The organism is Acinetobacter sp. WCHA39 (assembly GCF_002165385.1).
GTDB lineage: Bacteria > Pseudomonadota > Gammaproteobacteria > Pseudomonadales > Moraxellaceae > Acinetobacter.
Genome location: NZ_NHRP01000008.1, coordinates 17,585 through 36,762, shown reverse-complemented (window position 1 = coordinate 36,762; position 19,178 = coordinate 17,585). Strand labels below are relative to the sequence as shown.

12 protein-coding genes and 2 pseudogenes are annotated in these 19,178 nt (G+C 41.1%); 11 read left to right on the top strand and 3 right to left on the bottom strand.

Going from position 1 to position 19,178, the window contains the following annotated elements; all coding sequences use genetic code 11:
- Nucleotides 1-12: 12 nt before the first annotated feature.
- Both CDG56_RS05740 and CDG56_RS05735 read right to left on the bottom strand, forming a co-directional pair.
- A complete protein-coding gene (locus tag CDG56_RS05740; protein ID WP_087547212.1) occupies nt 13-3,738 on the bottom strand; it encodes a UvrD-helicase domain-containing protein in 3,726 nt (1,241 codons plus the stop codon).
- 3 nt (nt 3,739-3,741) lie between these two features.
- Entirely contained in the window at nt 3,742-7,380 is a 3,639-nt protein-coding gene (locus CDG56_RS05735; RefSeq protein WP_087547211.1) for an exodeoxyribonuclease V subunit gamma, read from the bottom strand.
- A 182-nt stretch (nt 7,381-7,562) separates the two neighbouring features.
- On the opposite strand from CDG56_RS05735, the gene CDG56_RS05730 reads away from it, so the two are divergent.
- The gene (locus CDG56_RS05730; protein ID WP_005162854.1) at nt 7,563-8,069 is read left to right on the top strand and encodes a hypothetical protein; all 507 of its coding nucleotides are present in this window, start codon (nt 7,563-7,565) and stop codon (nt 8,067-8,069) included.
- A 28-nt stretch (nt 8,070-8,097) separates the two neighbouring features.
- Here CDG56_RS05730 and CDG56_RS05725 read toward each other — a convergent pair whose 3' ends face one another.
- Nucleotides 8,098-9,516, bottom strand: a complete 1,419-nt coding sequence (locus CDG56_RS05725; RefSeq protein ID WP_087536911.1) for a phosphate--AMP phosphotransferase — start codon at nt 9,514-9,516, stop codon at nt 8,098-8,100.
- Between the two features lie 204 nt (nt 9,517-9,720).
- Here CDG56_RS05725 and CDG56_RS05720 point away from each other — a divergent pair, with 204 nt between their 5' ends.
- The 10 genes and pseudogenes from CDG56_RS05720 (at nt 9,721) to CDG56_RS05675 (ending at nt 19,125) form a co-directional block, all read left to right on the top strand.
- Nucleotides 9,721-10,428, top strand: a complete 708-nt coding sequence (locus CDG56_RS05720; RefSeq protein ID WP_205666491.1) for an FFLEELY motif protein — start codon at nt 9,721-9,723, stop codon at nt 10,426-10,428.
- Between the two features lie 195 nt (nt 10,429-10,623).
- Nucleotides 10,624-11,559: a bifunctional demethylmenaquinone methyltransferase/2-methoxy-6-polyprenyl-1,4-benzoquinol methylase UbiE gene (ubiE, locus tag CDG56_RS05715; RefSeq protein ID WP_087547209.1), complete on the top strand. Its 936-nt coding sequence runs from the start codon at nt 10,624-10,626 to the stop codon at nt 11,557-11,559.
- Between the two features lie 10 nt (nt 11,560-11,569).
- On the top strand, nt 11,570-12,250 hold the full coding sequence (locus CDG56_RS05710; protein WP_087547208.1) for a hypothetical protein: 681 nt from the start codon (nt 11,570-11,572) through the stop codon (nt 12,248-12,250).
- A 12-nt stretch (nt 12,251-12,262) separates the two neighbouring features.
- Nucleotides 12,263-13,882, top strand: a complete 1,620-nt coding sequence (locus CDG56_RS05705; RefSeq protein ID WP_087547207.1) for an ABC1 kinase family protein — start codon at nt 12,263-12,265, stop codon at nt 13,880-13,882.
- A gap of 53 nt (nt 13,883-13,935) precedes the next feature.
- Nucleotides 13,936-14,427: pseudogene (locus CDG56_RS05700) on the top strand (transposase); the annotation flags it as partial.
- Between the two features lie 163 nt (nt 14,428-14,590).
- On the top strand, nt 14,591-16,291 hold the full coding sequence (locus tag CDG56_RS05695) for a carboxypeptidase-like regulatory domain-containing protein (protein ID WP_087547206.1): 1,701 nt from the start codon (nt 14,591-14,593) through the stop codon (nt 16,289-16,291).
- Nucleotides 16,292-16,361: 70 nt separating this feature from the next.
- Nucleotides 16,362-17,462 (top strand): hypothetical protein, encoded by a 1,101-nt coding sequence (locus tag CDG56_RS05690; protein WP_087547205.1) that lies wholly within the window; start codon nt 16,362-16,364, stop codon nt 17,460-17,462.
- Nucleotides 17,462-18,254: pseudogene (locus CDG56_RS05685) on the top strand (FAD-dependent oxidoreductase). Before CDG56_RS05690 ends, CDG56_RS05685 begins: the two are co-directional and overlap by 1 nt.
- Nucleotides 18,255-18,280: 26 nt before the next feature.
- Nucleotides 18,281-18,667: a VOC family protein gene (locus tag CDG56_RS05680; RefSeq protein WP_087547204.1), complete on the top strand. Its 387-nt coding sequence runs from the start codon at nt 18,281-18,283 to the stop codon at nt 18,665-18,667.
- A 35-nt stretch (nt 18,668-18,702) separates the two neighbouring features.
- Nucleotides 18,703-19,125 carry a hypothetical protein gene (locus tag CDG56_RS05675; protein ID WP_087547203.1) on the top strand — a complete coding sequence of 141 codons (423 nt, stop codon included), beginning with the start codon at nt 18,703-18,705 and terminating at the stop codon, nt 19,123-19,125.
- The last annotated feature ends 53 nt before the right edge of the window (nt 19,126-19,178 follow it).

Here is a 19,178-nt window from a genome sequence, read left to right as displayed (position 1 = left end):
CACGCACTTTATCTACACCATTTTCCTAGCTTTATCCTCAGCGAAATATCCAAGAATCGCATCTAAGCGTAAAATAAACTCATCCTCAGGTTTCCAATAGTAACAGCCTTGCTGCGCCTGCCCATTCATGCCGCGCAAATACAGATAAGATGCGCCGCCTAAATGCTGCTGCATATCATAATCCTGCAATTTCACCGACAGATAACGATGTAGTGCCACAAGATATAACGCTGCTTGCAACCAATAACTCGACAACGACATACTTTCTGCAATCTGAGGCTGCTGATAATCCAGTTGCTCCGCTCCCAGATAATTACTCTTATAATCGGCAATATGGTAACGCTGACCATCGAAGTACACCAAGTCAATAGAGCCATTTAAGTAACGGGCAGATTTAGCCTCAAGTAACTCTGGCATTTCGATGCCATATTCCTCAAACAGCTGCTGTACACGCTGCATCGCCAACACTCGATCTGATAAAGCCAGATAGAAAGGACATTCAGACAAGTATTGTCCTGCAGCTAATTGCTTTAACTGAAAACCCTGATTGAGTGGCGTGTGTAATACCTCACCAAGCCAATCAGCAATCCATTGATACAGTTGTTGCTCGCTATTTTCTTGTTCAGGGAAATGCTGTTGATATTGAAATAGTAGCTCTGACCATAAACTTTGATAGGTATTTTTAAAACGACGGCGAATTTCTTCTACCCACATGTGGGGTTGCTGAAAATTAATCTGTTCAAAAATCTCATGCAGGAAATTTCCAGCCAGCGTTCCTCTCGGAAAGTGTTGTTTAATCCAAGCAATCGGCTGAGCTGTGGCTGTGTTTTTCGATTCTGTAAGATTCAGCTCATCTTCTGCTTGCTCAAAATCAGTGTTTATATTGGCCAAGCGATCAGCCCGAGTCACTTTGTGCTTTAAATGTTGTGCCAGATAACTAAAACTGGTTTTACCCCGTGCATAAAAACGTTGTGTCGGTAGTGTTTGGGCCAACAGTACGCGCTGTTGTTGAGTTTGTTGCATCTGTAAGGCTTGTGGTCGCGCTAAGATCAGCTCAGCATCGGCACTATAGGGATGTTGAAAGTGATCGCCCTGATTCTTCCAAAAAGCCAAACCTGAAAATTTATTTTTATCGCCTTTTTCTGGTTCAAACACCGCATAAACACGGTGACTGGCACGGGTCAACGCCACATACCACAAACGGTTCTGCTCAGCCTGCGCCCGTTGCTGGTGCTGATCCAGCTCATTCTGTTGCAGAAAGTTTTTATCCGCAATCGCCACCACACGTTGTGTTCGTGTTTGCCCTGTTTCTGGCAGCTGGATTTCTGTGGTTGAGAAATTTAAAGCCTCTTTTTTTGAGTCTGGTGCTGCTTTATTTGCTCCAAGCAAAAAGACGATTTTAAATTCCAGACCTTTTGACTGATGGATGGTCATCAACTGCACCCCAGCTTCACTGGAAAGCTTATGTTCCAGTTCCCATTCACGATCACTTGGAGAATTGAGTTGCTTTAAATACCAGTGATACAGGTTTTGCATCCCTTGTACATGTTCACTGTGTTGACTCAAAAGATCAGTGAGGTGGCGTAGATTCACCACGGCACGTTCATTGTCCTTGCTTTGCGTTGCAACCAGTTGCTGCCAGATACCAAACTGGTTTAGGCAACGTTGCCATGCCACCAAAAATCCCTGATTCAGCCACATTTCACGGATGTCATCGAATTGCTGAATATAATGGCTCAAGCCTTCTGCACTTTGTTCTAAGGCCAACAGTCGAGCCAGATCAAAGCCAAATAAACGGCTAAGTAAAGCCCGTTTGAGCTTGGCTTCATCATAAGGATGCAGCAAGGCCGTGAGTAAAGCACCTATATCCTGAGCAATCTTTGAATCAAACACACTGCGCTTTGAGGGCCGATTCACTCGGATTCCCAAGTGTTCCAGTGCATACTGCACCTCGTCCAGTTGTCGGTGGCTACGCGAAAGCACCGCAATATCATCTTCACAAATGGCTTTGCGTACCTCACCATCCAGGCATAGCTGCTGCAAATGTGCCTGATTCAATAAGCTTTGAATTTTCCATGCGACTTGAGTAGCTTGCTCATTGCCCTCTTGCAGTTGCAACCAGCGCAACGGCGCGGGATTGGCCTGTTGATTGTCAATCAGGGCAGGATGTGGACGCGAACCAGCCTGAATCGGGTCATAGATCACCTGCTCGCCAAAATCCATTTGCCGCTGAAACAGCACATCCACCACTTCAACCAGTTCTTTCACCGAACGGTGGTTATGCACCAACTTATACTCACGCCCCTGTTTGGCCATAATATCCTGATAGGCATTCAGGAAGGTCAGCATATCACCACCACGGAAACCATAAATCGCCTGCTTACGGTCACCCACCATAATCATACAGCCCTTTTGATAACGTTGCGGATGGCGCCAGATACTGGCCAACATATCATCTTGATCTTGGTTGGTATCCTGAAACTCATCCACTAGAATCAATGGATAGCGTGACTGTACAAATACCGCGAAAGATTGTCCTTGCTCACCTTTTAAAGCTTCAGACAGGGTTTTGATTTGCTGAGCAAAGGTGGTCTCGCCTTTTTGCTGCAACACTTGAGGTAAACGCTTTTTGACTTGCTGACAAAGATGAAACTGTAAATAGGTATTGAATTGATCTAAATCATTTTGAATTTTAAGTTTCATCTCCCAAATATCTTTTAATAACTGAATCAAAGGATGCTGGTAAAAACAGTCCTGAATGCTTTGATCACATTTATTAAAAATACTACTTCGAGCTTGTCCTTTGGAATCTAAAAATAAAACATCGACGTCTTTGAACGCCTTTTGATCAAAATAAATATCTATACCCTGCTCTTGAATTTGCTGAGCCAGCCGAACTAAGCCTGTTTGAAAAATGAAATGAAAACGATCTTTTGCAAAAGCCTTTTTATTAATAAATTTATAATATGCACCATCGAGTAGATAATAATCCTGTAACTCTTGTAAATATTGTGATGAACTTGCTGCGAACTGATGCAAGCATGATTCAAACTCAACCGTGCTAAACACAGGCAAATCTACTTGTTTCAAATGTGCTGAACTAAAATTCAAACTTTCTTCAACCACTTTAATATACTGATCTACGCTCTTTAGTTGCTGACTCATATATAAAAAATCAATCACTTGCTGTGGTTGGGTCTGAATCCATTCCCGTAACACATCATGAATCAATTGACGGGTGTAGCTTTTGGCATCCTCAGTAATTTCTGCGCGTTCAATTTTTCCACTTTCAAAGGCAAACTCACGCAATAGCTTTTGGCTAAAACTGTCCAAGGTTCCAACAAATAATTCATCCAATTGATCGATGACCAGTTTGAGCCGTTCACAGGCATAGGCAATTCGTGGCGCAAAGTTTTGTAAGACCTGTTGTTTTAAGGGATCAGACTCTTGTAATGCCTTGGTCTGAATATCTTGTTCCAATACATCACGGAAAGGCTCTAAAAATTCAAGGATTTCGACCAGACGCAAACGGATACGCGTTTTCAGTTCTGCGGCTGCAGCACGGGTAAAGGTGGTGGCAATCACCTGATTAGGTAGATATTTCTCTAAGAAAATCCGCACCATCAAACTGGATAGCGTATAGGTTTTCCCTGTTCCTGCAGAGGCTTCGATTAAATGCAGCCCTTCAAATTGAATATCTCCAATCGGCTGATAAGACACTGGATACTTTGAGTTCATGTCTTACTCCACCCGTAAAAATTCAAAAATCGGTTGATACAACGCATAGGAATAATGATCAGAGGCATACTGTAATAAAGCGGTTGCATCTTGCTCTTGCAAAATGAACTGCCAATCGCGGTGCAATTTACAGGCTTCATTCTGAGTCATATCAAAACCCGAGAAATCCCCCGTGTCATTCCAGTCCTTCAATACTTGCTTTTGACTCTCTTCAGTTAAAACCTGAGTTGAATCCAGCTCAATCCACTCATATTGCTTGCCTTTTTCCAAAGGCTTTAACACTAAGGCAGCAGGCAAGACCACAGGCTGCTGCTGTGCATCGTGCCAAAGCTGTAACCACGCATTTAAATAATGCTGCGCCTGTTGTGAACTTAGGCCTTCACAAATCACTGTCTGATCACTAAACACCACGATTCGGCGCTTCTCTGTAGCAGCGTCACTCTTGATTAGCGCCAGCCAAAGCAGATATTCCAGCCAGACTTTGGCAAAACGCTTGGCACGTGCACTGGAAGCATCCAAACTGACCCAATCTTGAGTCAGTTGTTTCGGGGTAACACAGGCGATTTGTAATTGTTTCGAGACCCGCCAAACTCGTTGCGTGGTTTCAGTCGGCGCTGCGGCGTATTGCTGCAAGCGCTCCAACAAGCGTTGCTGCTCTAAGCGACTTTGCTGCCAAGCACTGTGCTGAACTTTGCCAACAGGCAATTGATCTTGCAACAGACTCGGAGAGAGCTGATCATCCTGCTGCTGTAAAAAATACCGAATAGCATATTTACCGAGACCATCGAGTAATAACGGTTCAGCTTGATCGACCAATTCTTTTGCGGTTAAATTTTCCACACCTAAGGTCTTTAAATACAGCCGCGCAGGGAAACTGATATCTTGAATCCATTGCTGACTCTCCAAAATGATCATTTCATTTTGTTCAACAGGATAGGCAGTATTGACCCATGCTTGTCGCTCACCTTTGACTTGCTGAATCTGTGAAGCGACCTTAAACCATTGGTCTTGAAAGCGCACAGGCCGATTCGAAACAAAGCCGAGTGGATCAAAAGGCTGTAACCGATGTAAATGATACAGTGGATAAAGCTGTGTGGGGACCTGCAAAGCATCCAATCCAGCCAAATCCACTTCGGATAAAGGAGGACCATCTTCGCGGCTCGTCGGTTTTACAATCAAAGCCAAATGCTCGCGGAAGCCCTGCAACACACTGGATGGCTCTCTGACTTCGCCATCATTGAGATCAAAGCCATTATAAAACAGCCAAACCTGCTCTTGTGCCAATAAGATGGCATCCAAAAATGCCCCCTGATCATCTTCCAAACGAGAGCGATCACCCAATTGCTGACGCAGTGCATCCATCAAGTCAAACGGAATATGACTGTCCCGATTTGGAAATTTACCCGTATCCAAATTCAACAGTACAATCAGCCGATAAGGAATCGGGCGAATTTGTCCAATCTGACTAAAGGTGATTTGTCCTGTCGGTTCAACTTGCGCAGACTGGCTTTCTAAAGTGCGTTGAATTTCCTCAACAATATAAGGCAAAGGCAAGGAAATTTGACGTAACTGGGTTTCGGTATCTTCATAATAGCTGGCCAAAGTCAGCATACGTTCTTGCTTCTGAATAATTTCACGGATTGCTTTTAAAGCAATCACATCGGCTTGCTCAAACTCCTGTACATCCGCCTTGATTCGCTGTAGCCAAGACTCGACCGGCAAACGTTGGCCTTGTTCATGTGCCACCAACCAATCTCGACGCGCTGCTAAATCTTGATAGATCTGAATCAGAATGCCAATCAGTTCAAAATCACTTGGCTGCACCAAGGCATAACTGAGCATATCCTGCACCATCACATGGGCAGGCACAGCAATTCCTAAAGCCAAACGGTCCAAAGCAAATTTAAAACTATAACGGTAGTCTTGATCTTCGTCACTCAGACTTTGCTTTAAGTGTTGTTCATCTAAACCACGTTTAAAGCCAGCATCATTGAGCAAGGCTAAAATGCGTTGCACCTGCGTATAGTCCAATCCATAACACTGCTGCGTCGCGTAAAGATTAAGCCAATCCGCAAAATCATCCTGCGTAAAACGACCCTGTGTCAGTTGCAAACGTCCAAGTACAGCACGCCATGCGTTTAAGGCATCTAATTGCGCAACGCCAGCAATTTTAACAGGTAAAAAGACTTCATGTTCATTTGCAACTGCAGGAAAGACACTGCGAATTAAAGGCTCAAGCTCGGCTAGATTCGGGGTCAAAACCAGCACATCACTTGGGCGACGCGGTGTCGTATCTGCTTGAGATAACCAATACAGCAACTGTTCTTTTAAGACTTCCAACTGTCGCACACTTGAGTGGCAAACATGAATCTGAATTGACTCGTCCTCAGGCGCAAGTTCATATTGCTGAGGCTGAGGTTCAGCTAAATAGAAAATATCAGATTGAATTTTACCCAGTAGCGTTTCAGGAAACTGCTCCACAAAAGCATCGACCCACTTACCTTCATCTCCAGTTGCCAGTTGTGACAACAGTGAAAAGTGGTCACGTGCCTGCTTACCTAACCGTGTCAGTAAGGGATGTCGTGATTCACGACTTAAGGCATTAAACCCCAAACTAAAACTGTCGAAGAATGCGGCAATATCTGCATCACTGGCATTGGGATGTTTGGCGATATAGCGCTCTTTCACCCCCAAGTCATAACGCTTCTTCCAGAGTGGATCGACACTGTCAGCCCAATATTCTTGTGATGGGTTATAGTGCAAAATTACCACATCTAGATATTGCCCCAAACGACGTAAAAATTGCAGTTGGCTCGGTGGTAAATCTAAAATCGTAAATACAATCACCTGACTTGGCAGTTGTGCCAAAGCTCGGGGTCGTGTCTGCTGATCGTCTAGAAGTTGCCAAAAATCAGCATCAATGCTTTGTATTTCAACAAAATCATCATGAAAGTAGTTTTGCCACAACCAACGCTGCCAAGCTTCTAATTGTTCGGTTTGTTGTAGGCTAAAGGCTGAAGTTTGTTGATCTGTTTGAGCAATCAATTGTTCGATATTTAAGGCTTTATTCTGTCCCCAAGTCGATAGCCAATTCCCCACACAGGTACAATTGCTTTGGCAGCCGCGTTGACAATGACCGCGATAAATCATGTAGTTACTAAACAGCTGCGAAACTTGCTCCGCCACCCAATACAGCATACTTTGTTTTTTTAGTTGTTTTTCAGTGCCTTGTTGCAGTTGATCGGCGCTGTCGTAAATCCGTTGCACAATTGAATATAAAGGGTGCTCATTCACAACAGTATTATGTTCGGCTTGAATAAAAGGCTGTAAAGCTTGATGAATACGCCACTTTAAAATCAAACGCGGAATATTGGCTTTACGCACTTGTTCTTTATTTTCTAATACTTGCTGGTATGCATACCACTGAAAACCACGAATGCGTTGATGAAATTGATAGTTGGCAGTCATGCCTTGTTGTTCGGCAATTTTCTGCGTCAACCATTGTTCTTGTGCAGGACTGGGAACAATAAAATGCTGAGTTTTAAATACCTGAAATGGAGAAGAACTCGGTTGGGTGATTGATGCCATCACACCTTGTAATAACACTTCAAGGCTTTGACTTTGAATAACATGAATACCCATCTACAAATATGACCTCATCAGGAATGCTTATTGTATTGCACGAAAACATACATATTTATCACTATACAACTTCATGTAACTATGTCACGTTAAACATACAAGGAAATAAATAAATTGTTTTGAAATTCACCACTCAATACGCTTGAATATACTATCGAGGGATAGACTTTAGGTATAACTTTATGAAAATTGAAAAAATTCCTGATTCGATTGATCCAAACTTAAACTTGGAGCAAATTCGCGAAGAGTGTTTGGCACTGACCAAAAATCGTGCATATTGGTCTGCAGGTGCAGCGATTGTACCCATCCCATTTTTTGATGTGGTCGTTGATTTGGGCATGCTCACTCAAATTATTCCTTATATTAATACGCGTTTTGGTTTAGCACCTGAACATATCAGTGTCTATGATCCTGAAACCAAAAAAGTACATTGGGATGAGCTACGTAAACGTGGTTTTGAATTTTCAGGTTTGGTGGTGGCGCGCACAGCCATGAAAAAGTCTTTTAATGGTTTTTTCACGAAAATTGCCACCAAGCAAGTGACCAAGTTTATTCCTTTAGGCGGACAATTGGTTGCTGCAAGCCTCGGTTATTTTATGATGCGTAAAATTACCGAAGCACATATTCAAGATTGCTATAACCTTGCTAAACGCATTCAACAAAAAAGTCGTAGTACCATTGTGGCTTAATCATAATATTTGATAACGACAAGGCGGTTTAATCCGCCTTGAGTTGTTTTAAAATCGCCTTTAAAACTTCGATCCGTGCTGTATTTTTATCATCCGTAGCGATTACATACCAAGGTGCATAATCTGTGTTGGTTCGTTCGAACATGTCTGCAGCGGCTTTTAAATAATCGTCCCATTTATCACGATTACGCCAATCTTCTTCAGTAATCTTGAAACGCTTATGTGGAGTTTGTTCACGATCTTTAAATCGAACTTCTTGTTCATCTTTACTGATTGCAAGCCAAATTTTTACAATTACGGTTTGACTATCAACCAAGTTTTCCTCAAACCGATTAATTTCATTATAAGCACGTTGCCATTCAACGACTGAAGCAAAACCTTCGATCCGCTCAACCAAAACACGACCATACCATGTACGATCAAAGATGGTAATTTTCCCGCCATCATTCAGCTTATTCCAAAAACGCCACAAATAAGGACGGCGTAATTCATAACGTTCAGGTGCAGCAATACTATGAATTTCATATTCACGTGGATCTAATTTTTTAACAATTCTTTTTATTGCTCCCCCTTTACCTGCGGCATCCATACCTTCAAAAGCAACAATCACTTTTCGTTCGTCATAACGTAATGCATCAGCTACTTTTTTGGTTAATTTGTTCAATTCTTCTTTGTAGTCATCTTTATCTAAGCTTTGTTTTGAAGGTTCTAACAGTGCTGTGGGAATCTGTGCTTGTTGCCATTTTTCGGTGACTTTAGTTTGATGGTCAGGCAACTCTTGCAATGTTTGTAATATGTATTGAGCAAAACATTGATCACGTAGAGCTTCATCTTCACCGTCAATCACAAACCAATCATCGGTAAATCTTTGGCTTAACTCCTGCAAAGTATCGTATTGTTTTTTATTGCGCCAATCCAAACCATGTAATTTATGCCAATGCTGTTCCGAAGCATCAATTTGGTCTAAGCGTTTTTGTAAGGACTTCCACGATAAATCAAACCAAACTTTGACCACATGCACATTATTATGTTGTAAATCATGTTCAAAAGAACGCATCTGTTCGATATAAGCATCAAACAATGTTTCATCCAATGGTTTTGACACATGCATGGCGGTTGAAAGCAAGTCACTGTACCAATTCCCAAACATCACCACGATCTGACCTTCGGCAGGAATAAAACGCGTATAAGACTGCCAAAAGGTTTGATAGGTCGTTAATAACCGTGGTGCATCTGCTTTAACTCTTAAATAGCGTGGATCTAACCATTCACGTAATTGCTTAACTGCCTCACCTTTCCCTGCTAATTCAATGCCACTTACTAAAATCAGAACACTTTTTGCATTTTTTTTATCTTGGCTATCTTTTAAGGCATATTGTGCTTCAATCAAATCTAAAGACAATGCATCTTCATCACGTAATTCAAATTTTGGTTGTTGTATACTCATATTCGGCTCTAAATGGCTCATTATTAAGAATAAGTATAATGAAATCTATTTCACTGCATGCAAAACCCTTGTACAGTTTCTGTAGAACTCAATCCGTGTATCAACATAGTGACCGATTGTTAGACATTTAGAGTTTATGCTGTCATGGTTCTTCGTTATGATGCAGCCTATGATTTTCTGGTTTTATTTTATTTGAGTTCGAATATGTCAAAACTCGCTGCATTTGATCATCTTTTATTACAATACCAAACTCTGAATTACCACCAAAATTCAGCACTTAAGCAACGTCTGCATGAAGTACAAGCGTGGATGAAAGCACGCATCGCAGAAACCCATAAAGAATTTTTTGCTCTGCCTGAAAATCAACTGATGGCACAGTATTTTCTTAATCGCTTGTATGGCGGTCCTGATTTTGAGGCAATTGCACAGCAAATCGAACGCCTGTTGAAATATGCACATAAAGCAGAAAGCTTACTCCCTGAAAATGCAATTAAAACAGGAACAAAATCGGTCAGTCTTGCTGTACTTGCCACTCAACTCGATGAACAAGTCGCAGAACAACTACTCAAAGATTATCCTTTGGAAACACCACTCACTGATGAAATCATGCGCCAGACCTTAGTCAAACTCGATCAAGGTGATGTACGTTATGAACAATTACAATTACTTGACGAGCTCGGTCTCACATTAGATAAGTATATGCGCTCTACGATGATGTATGCGGCTTTTAAAATGTGTAAAGGCATTGCAACCAAATATCAATTTGAACCTATGTACGATTTTATCCAAGAAGGTTTTGCTGCAATGAAACCGATGAAGTCTGCTGCAACGTTTATCAAAACATTTACGGCAAAAGAACGTGAAATCATCGAAAAAGTCCACGCTGGTCACCCAAACCCATTTCGTGACTAAATTGAATTGTTAGCCATCCCTCTTCGTATTAGGAGGGATTATTGAATTCCAAAACAAAAATTAAAAATGCTTTTGAGCGTGTGACTTTCTGTATATTATTCATAACAATGATATGCTAAACCCTGTAAAAAAATACAAAATCTGTCATCATGCTTGCTGATTCGTGCCGCTAGAGCGAAAGTTTAGGAGAAAACTATGTCTAACGAAAACCAACAGCCTACCCCAGAAGTTGAGCAAAACCCAAGTTCAGACAAAGTCAGTCCTTTCCTCAGTTCTCCACTTCCTCAAGGAGCGCCTCAAGGTCAACAGCAATCGTTACAACAAGGTTCAACACCGAATACATCAGTACCAAAATATAATTTGCCACGTGGTGCCAACACGGGAAATGTTGGAGCAACCACTCACTTTGGCTATCAAACTGTAAGCAGTGATGATAAGGCACAAAAAGTTGCTGAAGTTTTTCATTCAGTTGCAAGTAAATACGACATTATGAATGACCTGATGTCATTCGGTATCCATCGTATTTGGAAACGTTTTGCGATTAATATGTCAGGTGTTCGCCGTGGTCAACATGTACTGGATATTGCTGGTGGTACAGGTGACTTAGCAAAAGTATTTAGCCGTGAAGTCGGTCCACAAGGTCATGTCGTACTCTCAGACATCAATGAATCCATGCTAAATGTAGGTCGTGATCGTCTGATTGATGCAGGCTGTACTAACGTTGATTTCGTACTTGCCAATGCTGAAACTTTAGAACCCTTTGCCGATAATAGTTTTGATTTAGTGACTATCAGTTTTGGTTTACGTAACGTGACGGATAAAGATGCCGCACTACAAGCCATGTATCGCGTACTTAAACCAGGTGGTCGTTTATTGGTTCTCGAATTCTCTAAACCTGTGTTCGAACCATTCTCTAAGCTTTACGATCTTTATTCATTCACTGCATTACCAATCATGGGTAAACTCGTTGCCAATGACTCTGAAAGTTACAAGTATCTTGCAGAATCTATTCGTATGCATCCAGACCAACGTACCCTCAAAGGCATGATGGAACATGCAGGCTTCCAAAGCTGTGACTACCATAACCTCACTGGTGGTATTGTTGCAGTTCACCGCGGATTCAAACTTTAAGGCTTAAGATATGTGGTCGATTTTAGCACTGGGTGCAGTCGAACGTATCATTCATCAGGTGATTGATCTGGATGCGATTACCCGTATTCAGCTCAATCAGCTACAAGGTCAATTGTTGCGGGTGGTGATCGATCATCCACAGCTCTCGGTTGATGTTTTTTTTGATGAAAATAAAGTTCGTCTGGAACCTACCGTGACTGGACACAGTCAAACCCCATCAATATTTGAACAGCGTCCCTACGATGTCCAAAATAAAATTACAGATGCCACAGCCACCCTGCATGTCGCCAATGTGGTCGAATTAGTCAAACTCCTGCTCAGTGATATGGACCAGATTGGCAATATCCCCCTACAAGGCGATTACCATTTATTACAAGATATTCAAAGAATTATACAGCAAGCAGAGCCTGATCTCGCTGCGCATTTATCGCCTTGGATTGGTCCACAACTGGCACATGAATTGGGTAAGATTCAACTTGCACCCAAACAACTCAAGCGTTCATTACAAAGCCATTTGTTCTTTATTGAAGATACTTTAAAAGAGGATAGCGGTTTATTTGCACCACGTTGGCAAATGGATGATCTTCATCGCAAAACGCGTCAACTCAATCAAGAATTAGATCGTTTAGAAGCGAAATTTCAACAGTTACACGCTTCATTTAATCCAGCAAAACATTCCTCACAAGACTAGGTAAGATTTTATATGATTCCGCATGTTACACGGTTACTCGAACTCTGGCGTATTGCAGCACATTATCGCCTTGACACCCTGTTCCCTGCGGAAGAATTACCAGTAAAAGCCCGCCATGCCCTAAACATTATCAAAACCCATCCTGCGGCATGGTCAAGTCGAGAGAAAAAGAATCCGCTCAAGCTCAAAGAAGCTTTAGAGGATATGGGACCCTTAGCGATTAAACTGGGTCAGTTGCTTTCTACTCGTCGTGATTTGATTCCACCAGAAGTATTATCACAATTGGTGTTGTTACAAGACCGTGTCAAACCATATGACACCCAATTGGCAAAACAACGCATCCAAGAATCGCTCAAGGCTGATGTATCCACACTATTCTCTCGCTTTGATGAGCAACCCCTCGCTGCGGCATCGATTGCACAAGTTCATACTGCGGCTCTACATGATGGTCGTGAAGTGGTGGTGAAAGTCACTCGCCCTGATATTCGTAATCAAATTCTGCAAGACTTTGAAATCTTAGCTTGGCTGGGTGATTGGCTTGAAAATCGTTTAGAGGCTGCTCGCGCCTTACATCTGACTGAAATCATTCAAGACTATCGTCAAATTATCTTGAATGAGCTTGATCTGAGTCTAGAAGCGGACAATACCCGCCGAATGCGTCATTACTTTACGGGCTCAAGTATGATGTATGTGCCTGAAGTCTATATGGACAGTAAAGATGTGATGGTGGCTGAACGCATCACGGGTGTGCCTATTTCAGATATCGCAACCTTTGATCGTTTGGGTATGGACCGTGCGGACTTGGCAGAAAAAGGTTTGACCATTTTCTTTACCCAAGTATTCCGTGACAACTTTTTCCATGCCGACATGCACCCCGGCAATGTCTTTGTCGAAACCATTAACCCAAGCAATCCGCGTTTTATTGCTCTAGATTGCGCCATCATGGGTGAACTGTCCAAACATGACCAAATGACAGTTGCTCGTATGTTGCTTGCAGTAATGAATAGCAACTTTATGCAACTGATTCAGATCGTACATCAAGCAGGTTGGATTCCACCAGGCACAGATCAAGATGCCTTGTCACGTGAAATGCGCCGCACTGTTGGTCCAATGGTATCAAAACCGATGGATCAATTGGATTTCGCAGGAATTTTGATTCAGGTGATGGATATTGCACGTCGTTTCCATTTGGAAATTCCGCCGCAATTGATGCTATTACTCAAAACATTGGTACACGTAGAAGGCTTAGGCACAGATCTTTACCCACAACTCGATATTTGGAAACTGGCAAAGCCGATTCTGACCGAATGGGTCAAAGCCAATATGAATCCTGTTAAAAATATCAAAGAAATTGGACAACAGATTCCAGATCTATTATTAGGCGCTCAAGATTTACCAACATTATTAATTGATAGTTTAAATGGTTTAAAAAATCAATCGGCTTGGCAAGATAAGCAACTCCGTGAAATTCAGCAAATGCGCTTACAAATGCAACAACAGCAGCGCCGTAGCTGGATGTTTGGCAGCACCATGTTGATTATGCTCACCATTGCGATTATTAGTCCTTGGTTTGTCTCCATCATTTTAATCGTATTAAGTGCACTGATTGCAGTTTGGCGAATTATGAAATAAGTTCAAAAATCCCTTGCTCTGACAAGGGATTTTTTATAACGTAAATATTTCATTTTATGTTTGGTATCGACTGTAACCGTAAGGTTTCCCTAGAAAATGGACAATGGTTTCAACTGCGTTTATTGCCAGATTTCCATCAGGGTCAAGTGGTCTGGCTCAAAGATTTTGGCTTTGTACAATTATTTAAGACTCAGTTAAAAGAACAGCAGAGGTTTTATATTGTGTATCAAGATGAAGATGATTTATTGTCCTTTGAGGGTTTTCATGAATTACATTCAAGTCATTGCAAAATAGAACAATATCACCGAGTGATTAAACAGGTTTGTCATATTGAAAAGTTTCAAGTAAGACGATCTAAACTGATTTTGAATCATATTTTTTCAGCCTTGATGGCCTACGTCGAGATACAAAAGAACCAGTTTGAGCGGATCTTTGAAAATGTATATCGTTGGCAGAAGAAATTATTTAGACCAATCATCAAAGACTTCATTGATGACTTTATTGTCGATAAAAACCATCTGCTACCACAGAGAATCTATAAATGATAGTGCGTAAGTCCTATTAGATTAAATAAACAAGCTGTTTATTATGTCTTATATTGATACAGTTTTACTTAAAAAAATTTAAAAAAGTCATTATCACACCTATAAAACTTTGCTATAACTACGCAGGAATCAATTAAAATACCGATATTCGGGGAATAATATAATGTTTAAATCAAGAAAACTGTCATTGAGCTTGCTGACTTTATCCGTTTCTTCAGCCCTTTTACTTACAGCTTGTGGTGGAGGCAATGGGGGATCATCTGGAGGTAACCCTCCAGCGGCAGCAACACTGACAGGACGTGTGGTAGATGGTCCTATTGCCAATGCAACCGTTACATTTACTGATGAAGCAACTGCATGTAAGGGTAAAACTGCGACTACAGATGAAAATGGGGTATTTACTTTCCCACAAGGATGTACTGCAAGCGCATTGAAAGTGACAGGTGGACAGGATACGACTACAGGTCTGCCATTTACAGCTACACTACAAGCACCAAAAATTTCTCTGACAGATACTCAAGGTATCGATGTTGTTGTTACGCCAATCACAACCCTCGTTGCAACGGTAGGTACAGATAAGGCAGCAGCTATTGCAACGGCTTTAGGTTTACCGGGAACAAATTTACTAACTGCTGACCCATTAAACAGTGCTGCATTATTAGCTAAAACCACAGCTATTCAACAACTGAATGAACAAATCAGCACAGCGGTTACAACACTAAATACAGATGGTAGTTTAACCAGCACTATTGCTCAAAAAGCAATCACCGCTGCATTAATCAGTCAATTAACATCAAGTACAACCACTGTTGATTTAGGTAATACCAATACAATTAATGCGATTATTCAGGCTACTGTCAAAGATGCTGATGTAAAGGCAAAACTTCCTGCTAGTCTTCAGAGCAATATTGATAACGTTGCAACTAACCTTGCTGCCTTAACCAGTGCTAGCATTGCAGCCAATGTAAAAACGGTAGAAACCACACTCGCTGTACTTCCTGCAACACAAATTAGCTCTGCGGCAGCATTAAAAACAGCTGCACAAGAAAAAATTCTGACCGAGAAAAATGACAGTACTACTGTCAATCTGATTCAGGCATTAAGCCAAGTCTTGGCAACGGATAGAACTGCGATTGAATCTGCTCTCAAAGATATCGCTGAAGCAGCAACAACTGGTGGTGCGGCAACAGATAAATTAACTGGTGCTATCGCTGTCATTAAAGATAAAACAGGCATTGTTGTACCGACTGAAACCATTACTGAAGCAAATAAGTTTACAAATTATTTACTATTGAATGGTCTTGGTTTACAAGGCACAAGCTATACACTCGACCAATTAGCAACATCATTAATCACTCCAATTAAAGTCTCAAGCCTGAACAATCTGCTCGTACCTCTTGTTGCAAGTGATAGTTATAAGTCTTCAAATCAAGCTGTTGCCGCAGCATTAAAAGTTGAAACAGCAACCAAAGCGTTACTCATTTCTGCTAATCAGCTCAACCTAACATATACCAATGGTACATTGACGGCAGCAACATTACCAAAAGGCTCTACCGTAGGTATTACATCAACTACTTCTGAACTCAATACCAACCTTACGTTAGGTACTGATATTGATGTATTGTCCAACGGTCAAATTGCTTTAAATAGCACAACTTTAGGTAAAATCTCTGCTAGCTTAGTCAGCTCACTGAACAAATTTAACAGTGAAAAAGGCACAGCAACGGTTACAGCTGTGGTAGCACCAAGTGAGGGGCAAATCATTGCAGCGACATCTGAGTCTTTTGCAACAAAATACACTGTATCTGTATTGAGTAAATCTATAACAGGTTACGGCACAAGCGCTAAAGTTACGGTTGAATAACTTTATGATTAAACAAAGAGAGCTGCTTTCATAGTGGCTCTTTTTTTATTGTCTATTTAATGGGATCATAATGAAACATTTAAATTTACTATCAGCTTCAATACTTCTCCTCTCTCCATCATTGCTCCACGCTGCACCGAATGATATGTTCCTGCAAGCCAACTCACTTTCAGGAAAAACACAACCCTTGAATGTAGATGTTGCCATTGATGCCGTCAATAAAACCATTGACCTGTTCGATGTCCGTGCCAAAGAAGGTGCAACTTCAGAAAATGCAGGTGATTATTTAGGTGGACATATCGTTGGTAAATATCAACTTTATCCAAATCTTGAACTAGAAGCTGGTTTTTGGCAGCGTGAAATTGATTATTCAAAAGATACCAATAAATTACAAAGTTGGTTGGTTGCCACAACCTATACCCCAAATTTAAATCTACAGAAAAACGATTTTCTGGATTTACGTTTTAGCTTATGGGGCAACTACGCAGATCAGCTCAAGAAAACAACACCGACAACCATCAACAACAGAACCTTTAATTATGTTCGGGTCAATGATCCATCTGATATACAGCTACAGGTTGATGCAATTTTTTCAAGAAAACTGGATCCTATGAATCAACTCAATGCGTATGTCAGTACAGGCTATAGCAAAGTGAAAGTTGACAGCTTAAAGGCCCAAGCGAAATATCAGGGTTGTTTAGTCAACTTGAATATTAATAAAAACAACCATTACACTGGTTCTCTAGCTGAACCGTGCCAGATTGACAATGCGATTATTAATGAACTCAATATTTCAGGTTCAGCATCCGATTTCAATCTGGATGTCGATAAAGATTTAAATTACGATGCTTATTACGCCGTTATTGGAGGTTCATGGAATTGGCGCTATCAACAATTTGAAAGTCAGCTTGCTTATCAATATCAGCGTTTATGGCGTAATGACATTGATGATCGCGTCAATCATTTTGGCAATAGTGCATTGAAAGATAATCATACTTTTTCCGCACGTTTTAGTTACGACGTTACACCGAATATTACGCCTTTCGTTGAAGGTTATTTATTTAAACGCAATTTTGTAGGTAATATCCCCTTTCTTTATAACGGGGTGACTGCTTCACGTTTAGATCGTAAATATGGCTATGCCTCTTTGGGTGTGAATTTTCATTACTAATGAAAATACCTCATTTTGCCATTATTGGTGCAGGGACGGCAGGACTTACAACGGCGATTCTTCTTGAGCGAGAAGGTCATTACGTTACGATTTTTGAACAAATTGACAGACTCTCTCCTGTTGGTGCTGGTTTATTGCTACAACCTGCGGGCTTAGCCGTTTTTGAACGTCTTGGCGTATTAGATGAAGCCCTCAAACTGGGTGCAAAAGTGACAGGACTTGAAGGGCAACTCGCCAATAAATAACTTTTGGTCAATAGCCATTACCATCAGGCAGCCCCAAATCTGTATGGCTTGGGGATTCACCGCCCTACCCACAGCTTTTATTGGATGAACAAAATTAACCACTGTGGCTCTCGGCACAGTATCGTGATGTGATGCTGCTGCACATGCCATGAGCCCACAACTCGGGCAAGGGGCAAATATGGCACTTTTGGATGCGTGGGCTTTTTCCCAATCATTACAAGCTGCTCAGAAAAATCAGCAAATTGACTGGTCAATATTATGGCAACACTATCACCAACAGCGTCGATCCTCGACTCAATTCTATCAGTTCCTTAGTCGTTTACTGACTCCACTTTATCAATCTGATCATTGGTGGGCGGGTAGCATACGTGATCTTACTTTCCCGTGGATGTATCAAATCCCCTATTTCCGTAAAGAAATGGCGATTACCATTTCAGGCTTAAAAAAGGGTATGTTCGAACAAATGAGCTATCAACAGATTGCGACATACCCACACAATGAAAATGCGTTAATTCAAAACAATCAATCACTACCTGAATATGACTAAGCGCAAAAATAGGATTTGAATTAAAAATGAAAATAAGTCATTTAGATCATTTAGTTCTGACAGTCGCTGATATTGAAATCAGTTGTCAGTTTTATCAATCTGCCCTGAATTTTGAAGTCATTACTTTTGGTGAAAACCGCAAAGCACTGCAATTTGGTCATCAAAAAATCAACCTGTATCAGGTTGGTAAAGAGTTCGAACCCAAAGCTTTTCACCCCACCGCTGGTTCAGCAGATTTATGTTTTATTGCCGAAACGCCATTAGAGGAAGTGATCGCATATCTTCAAGTACAGAATATTGACATCGTTGAAGGTCCAATCGAAAGAACTGGGGCAATCGGAAAAATTCTTTCGGTTTATTTACGTGATCCAGATCAGAACTTGATTGAAATTTCGAACTATCTCAATACTTAAAAAATTAAAATTCATCAATAAAAACAAGGTTAGACATGAAATATAGTTTTCTATGGGCATTGTATCGGCAGAGTAAAGGAAAGGCGATTCGTAAAGGTTGCTGGTTCTTACTCCCTAGCATTTTTAATATATTTTGTTTTCTAAATTTCCACTATCATCTCCTTGAATGGCAAGTGAATCCTAAATCGACGATAGGAAGATTGGTGATCAGCCCTCTATTTCCGTGGATGATCTTATGGGACAGCTTGCCCTTTATATTTCTTCTGTTGATCCATCAAAAATATTTGCCTCGAATTTTAAACATTTGGCTTTATATCACAGGCGCTTATTTTTTAGTTGATGCTTGGTTTTGGTCAAGCTATCCTTGGGGTATGCTGATCATTGTTGCTTCTGCATTACCCTTTCTCGAAATAGAAAATAAACAACTCATGGGTACTTATATCCAACCTAGCCCCTAAAGCATTTTTTACCCAACAAGCATAGCCAACCCTAGCCACAAACGCTAAACTAG

What these genes read in the sequence shown, in the direction of transcription:
- CDG56_RS05740 (WP_087547212.1), bottom strand. Translation starts at nt 3,738, where the DNA reads ATGAACTCAAAGTATCCAGTGTCTTATCAGCCGATTGGAGATATTCAA.
- CDG56_RS05735 (WP_087547211.1), bottom strand. Translation starts at nt 7,380, where the DNA reads ATGGGTATTCATGTTATTCAAAGTCAAAGCCTTGAAGTGTTATTACAA.
- CDG56_RS05730 (WP_005162854.1), top strand. Translation starts at nt 7,563, where the DNA reads ATGAAAATTGAAAAAATTCCTGATTCGATTGATCCAAACTTAAACTTG.
- CDG56_RS05725 (WP_087536911.1), bottom strand. Translation starts at nt 9,516, where the DNA reads ATGAGTATACAACAACCAAAATTTGAATTACGTGATGAAGATGCATTG.
- CDG56_RS05720 (WP_205666491.1), top strand. Translation starts at nt 9,721, where the DNA reads ATGTCAAAACTCGCTGCATTTGATCATCTTTTATTACAATACCAAACT.
- ubiE (WP_087547209.1), top strand. Translation starts at nt 10,624, where the DNA reads ATGTCTAACGAAAACCAACAGCCTACCCCAGAAGTTGAGCAAAACCCA.
- CDG56_RS05710 (WP_087547208.1), top strand. Translation starts at nt 11,570, where the DNA reads ATGTGGTCGATTTTAGCACTGGGTGCAGTCGAACGTATCATTCATCAG.
- CDG56_RS05705 (WP_087547207.1), top strand. Translation starts at nt 12,263, where the DNA reads ATGATTCCGCATGTTACACGGTTACTCGAACTCTGGCGTATTGCAGCA.
- CDG56_RS05695 (WP_087547206.1), top strand. Translation starts at nt 14,591, where the DNA reads ATGTTTAAATCAAGAAAACTGTCATTGAGCTTGCTGACTTTATCCGTT.
- CDG56_RS05690 (WP_087547205.1), top strand. Translation starts at nt 16,362, where the DNA reads ATGAAACATTTAAATTTACTATCAGCTTCAATACTTCTCCTCTCTCCA.
- CDG56_RS05680 (WP_087547204.1), top strand. Translation starts at nt 18,281, where the DNA reads ATGAAAATAAGTCATTTAGATCATTTAGTTCTGACAGTCGCTGATATT.
- CDG56_RS05675 (WP_087547203.1), top strand. Translation starts at nt 18,703, where the DNA reads ATGAAATATAGTTTTCTATGGGCATTGTATCGGCAGAGTAAAGGAAAG.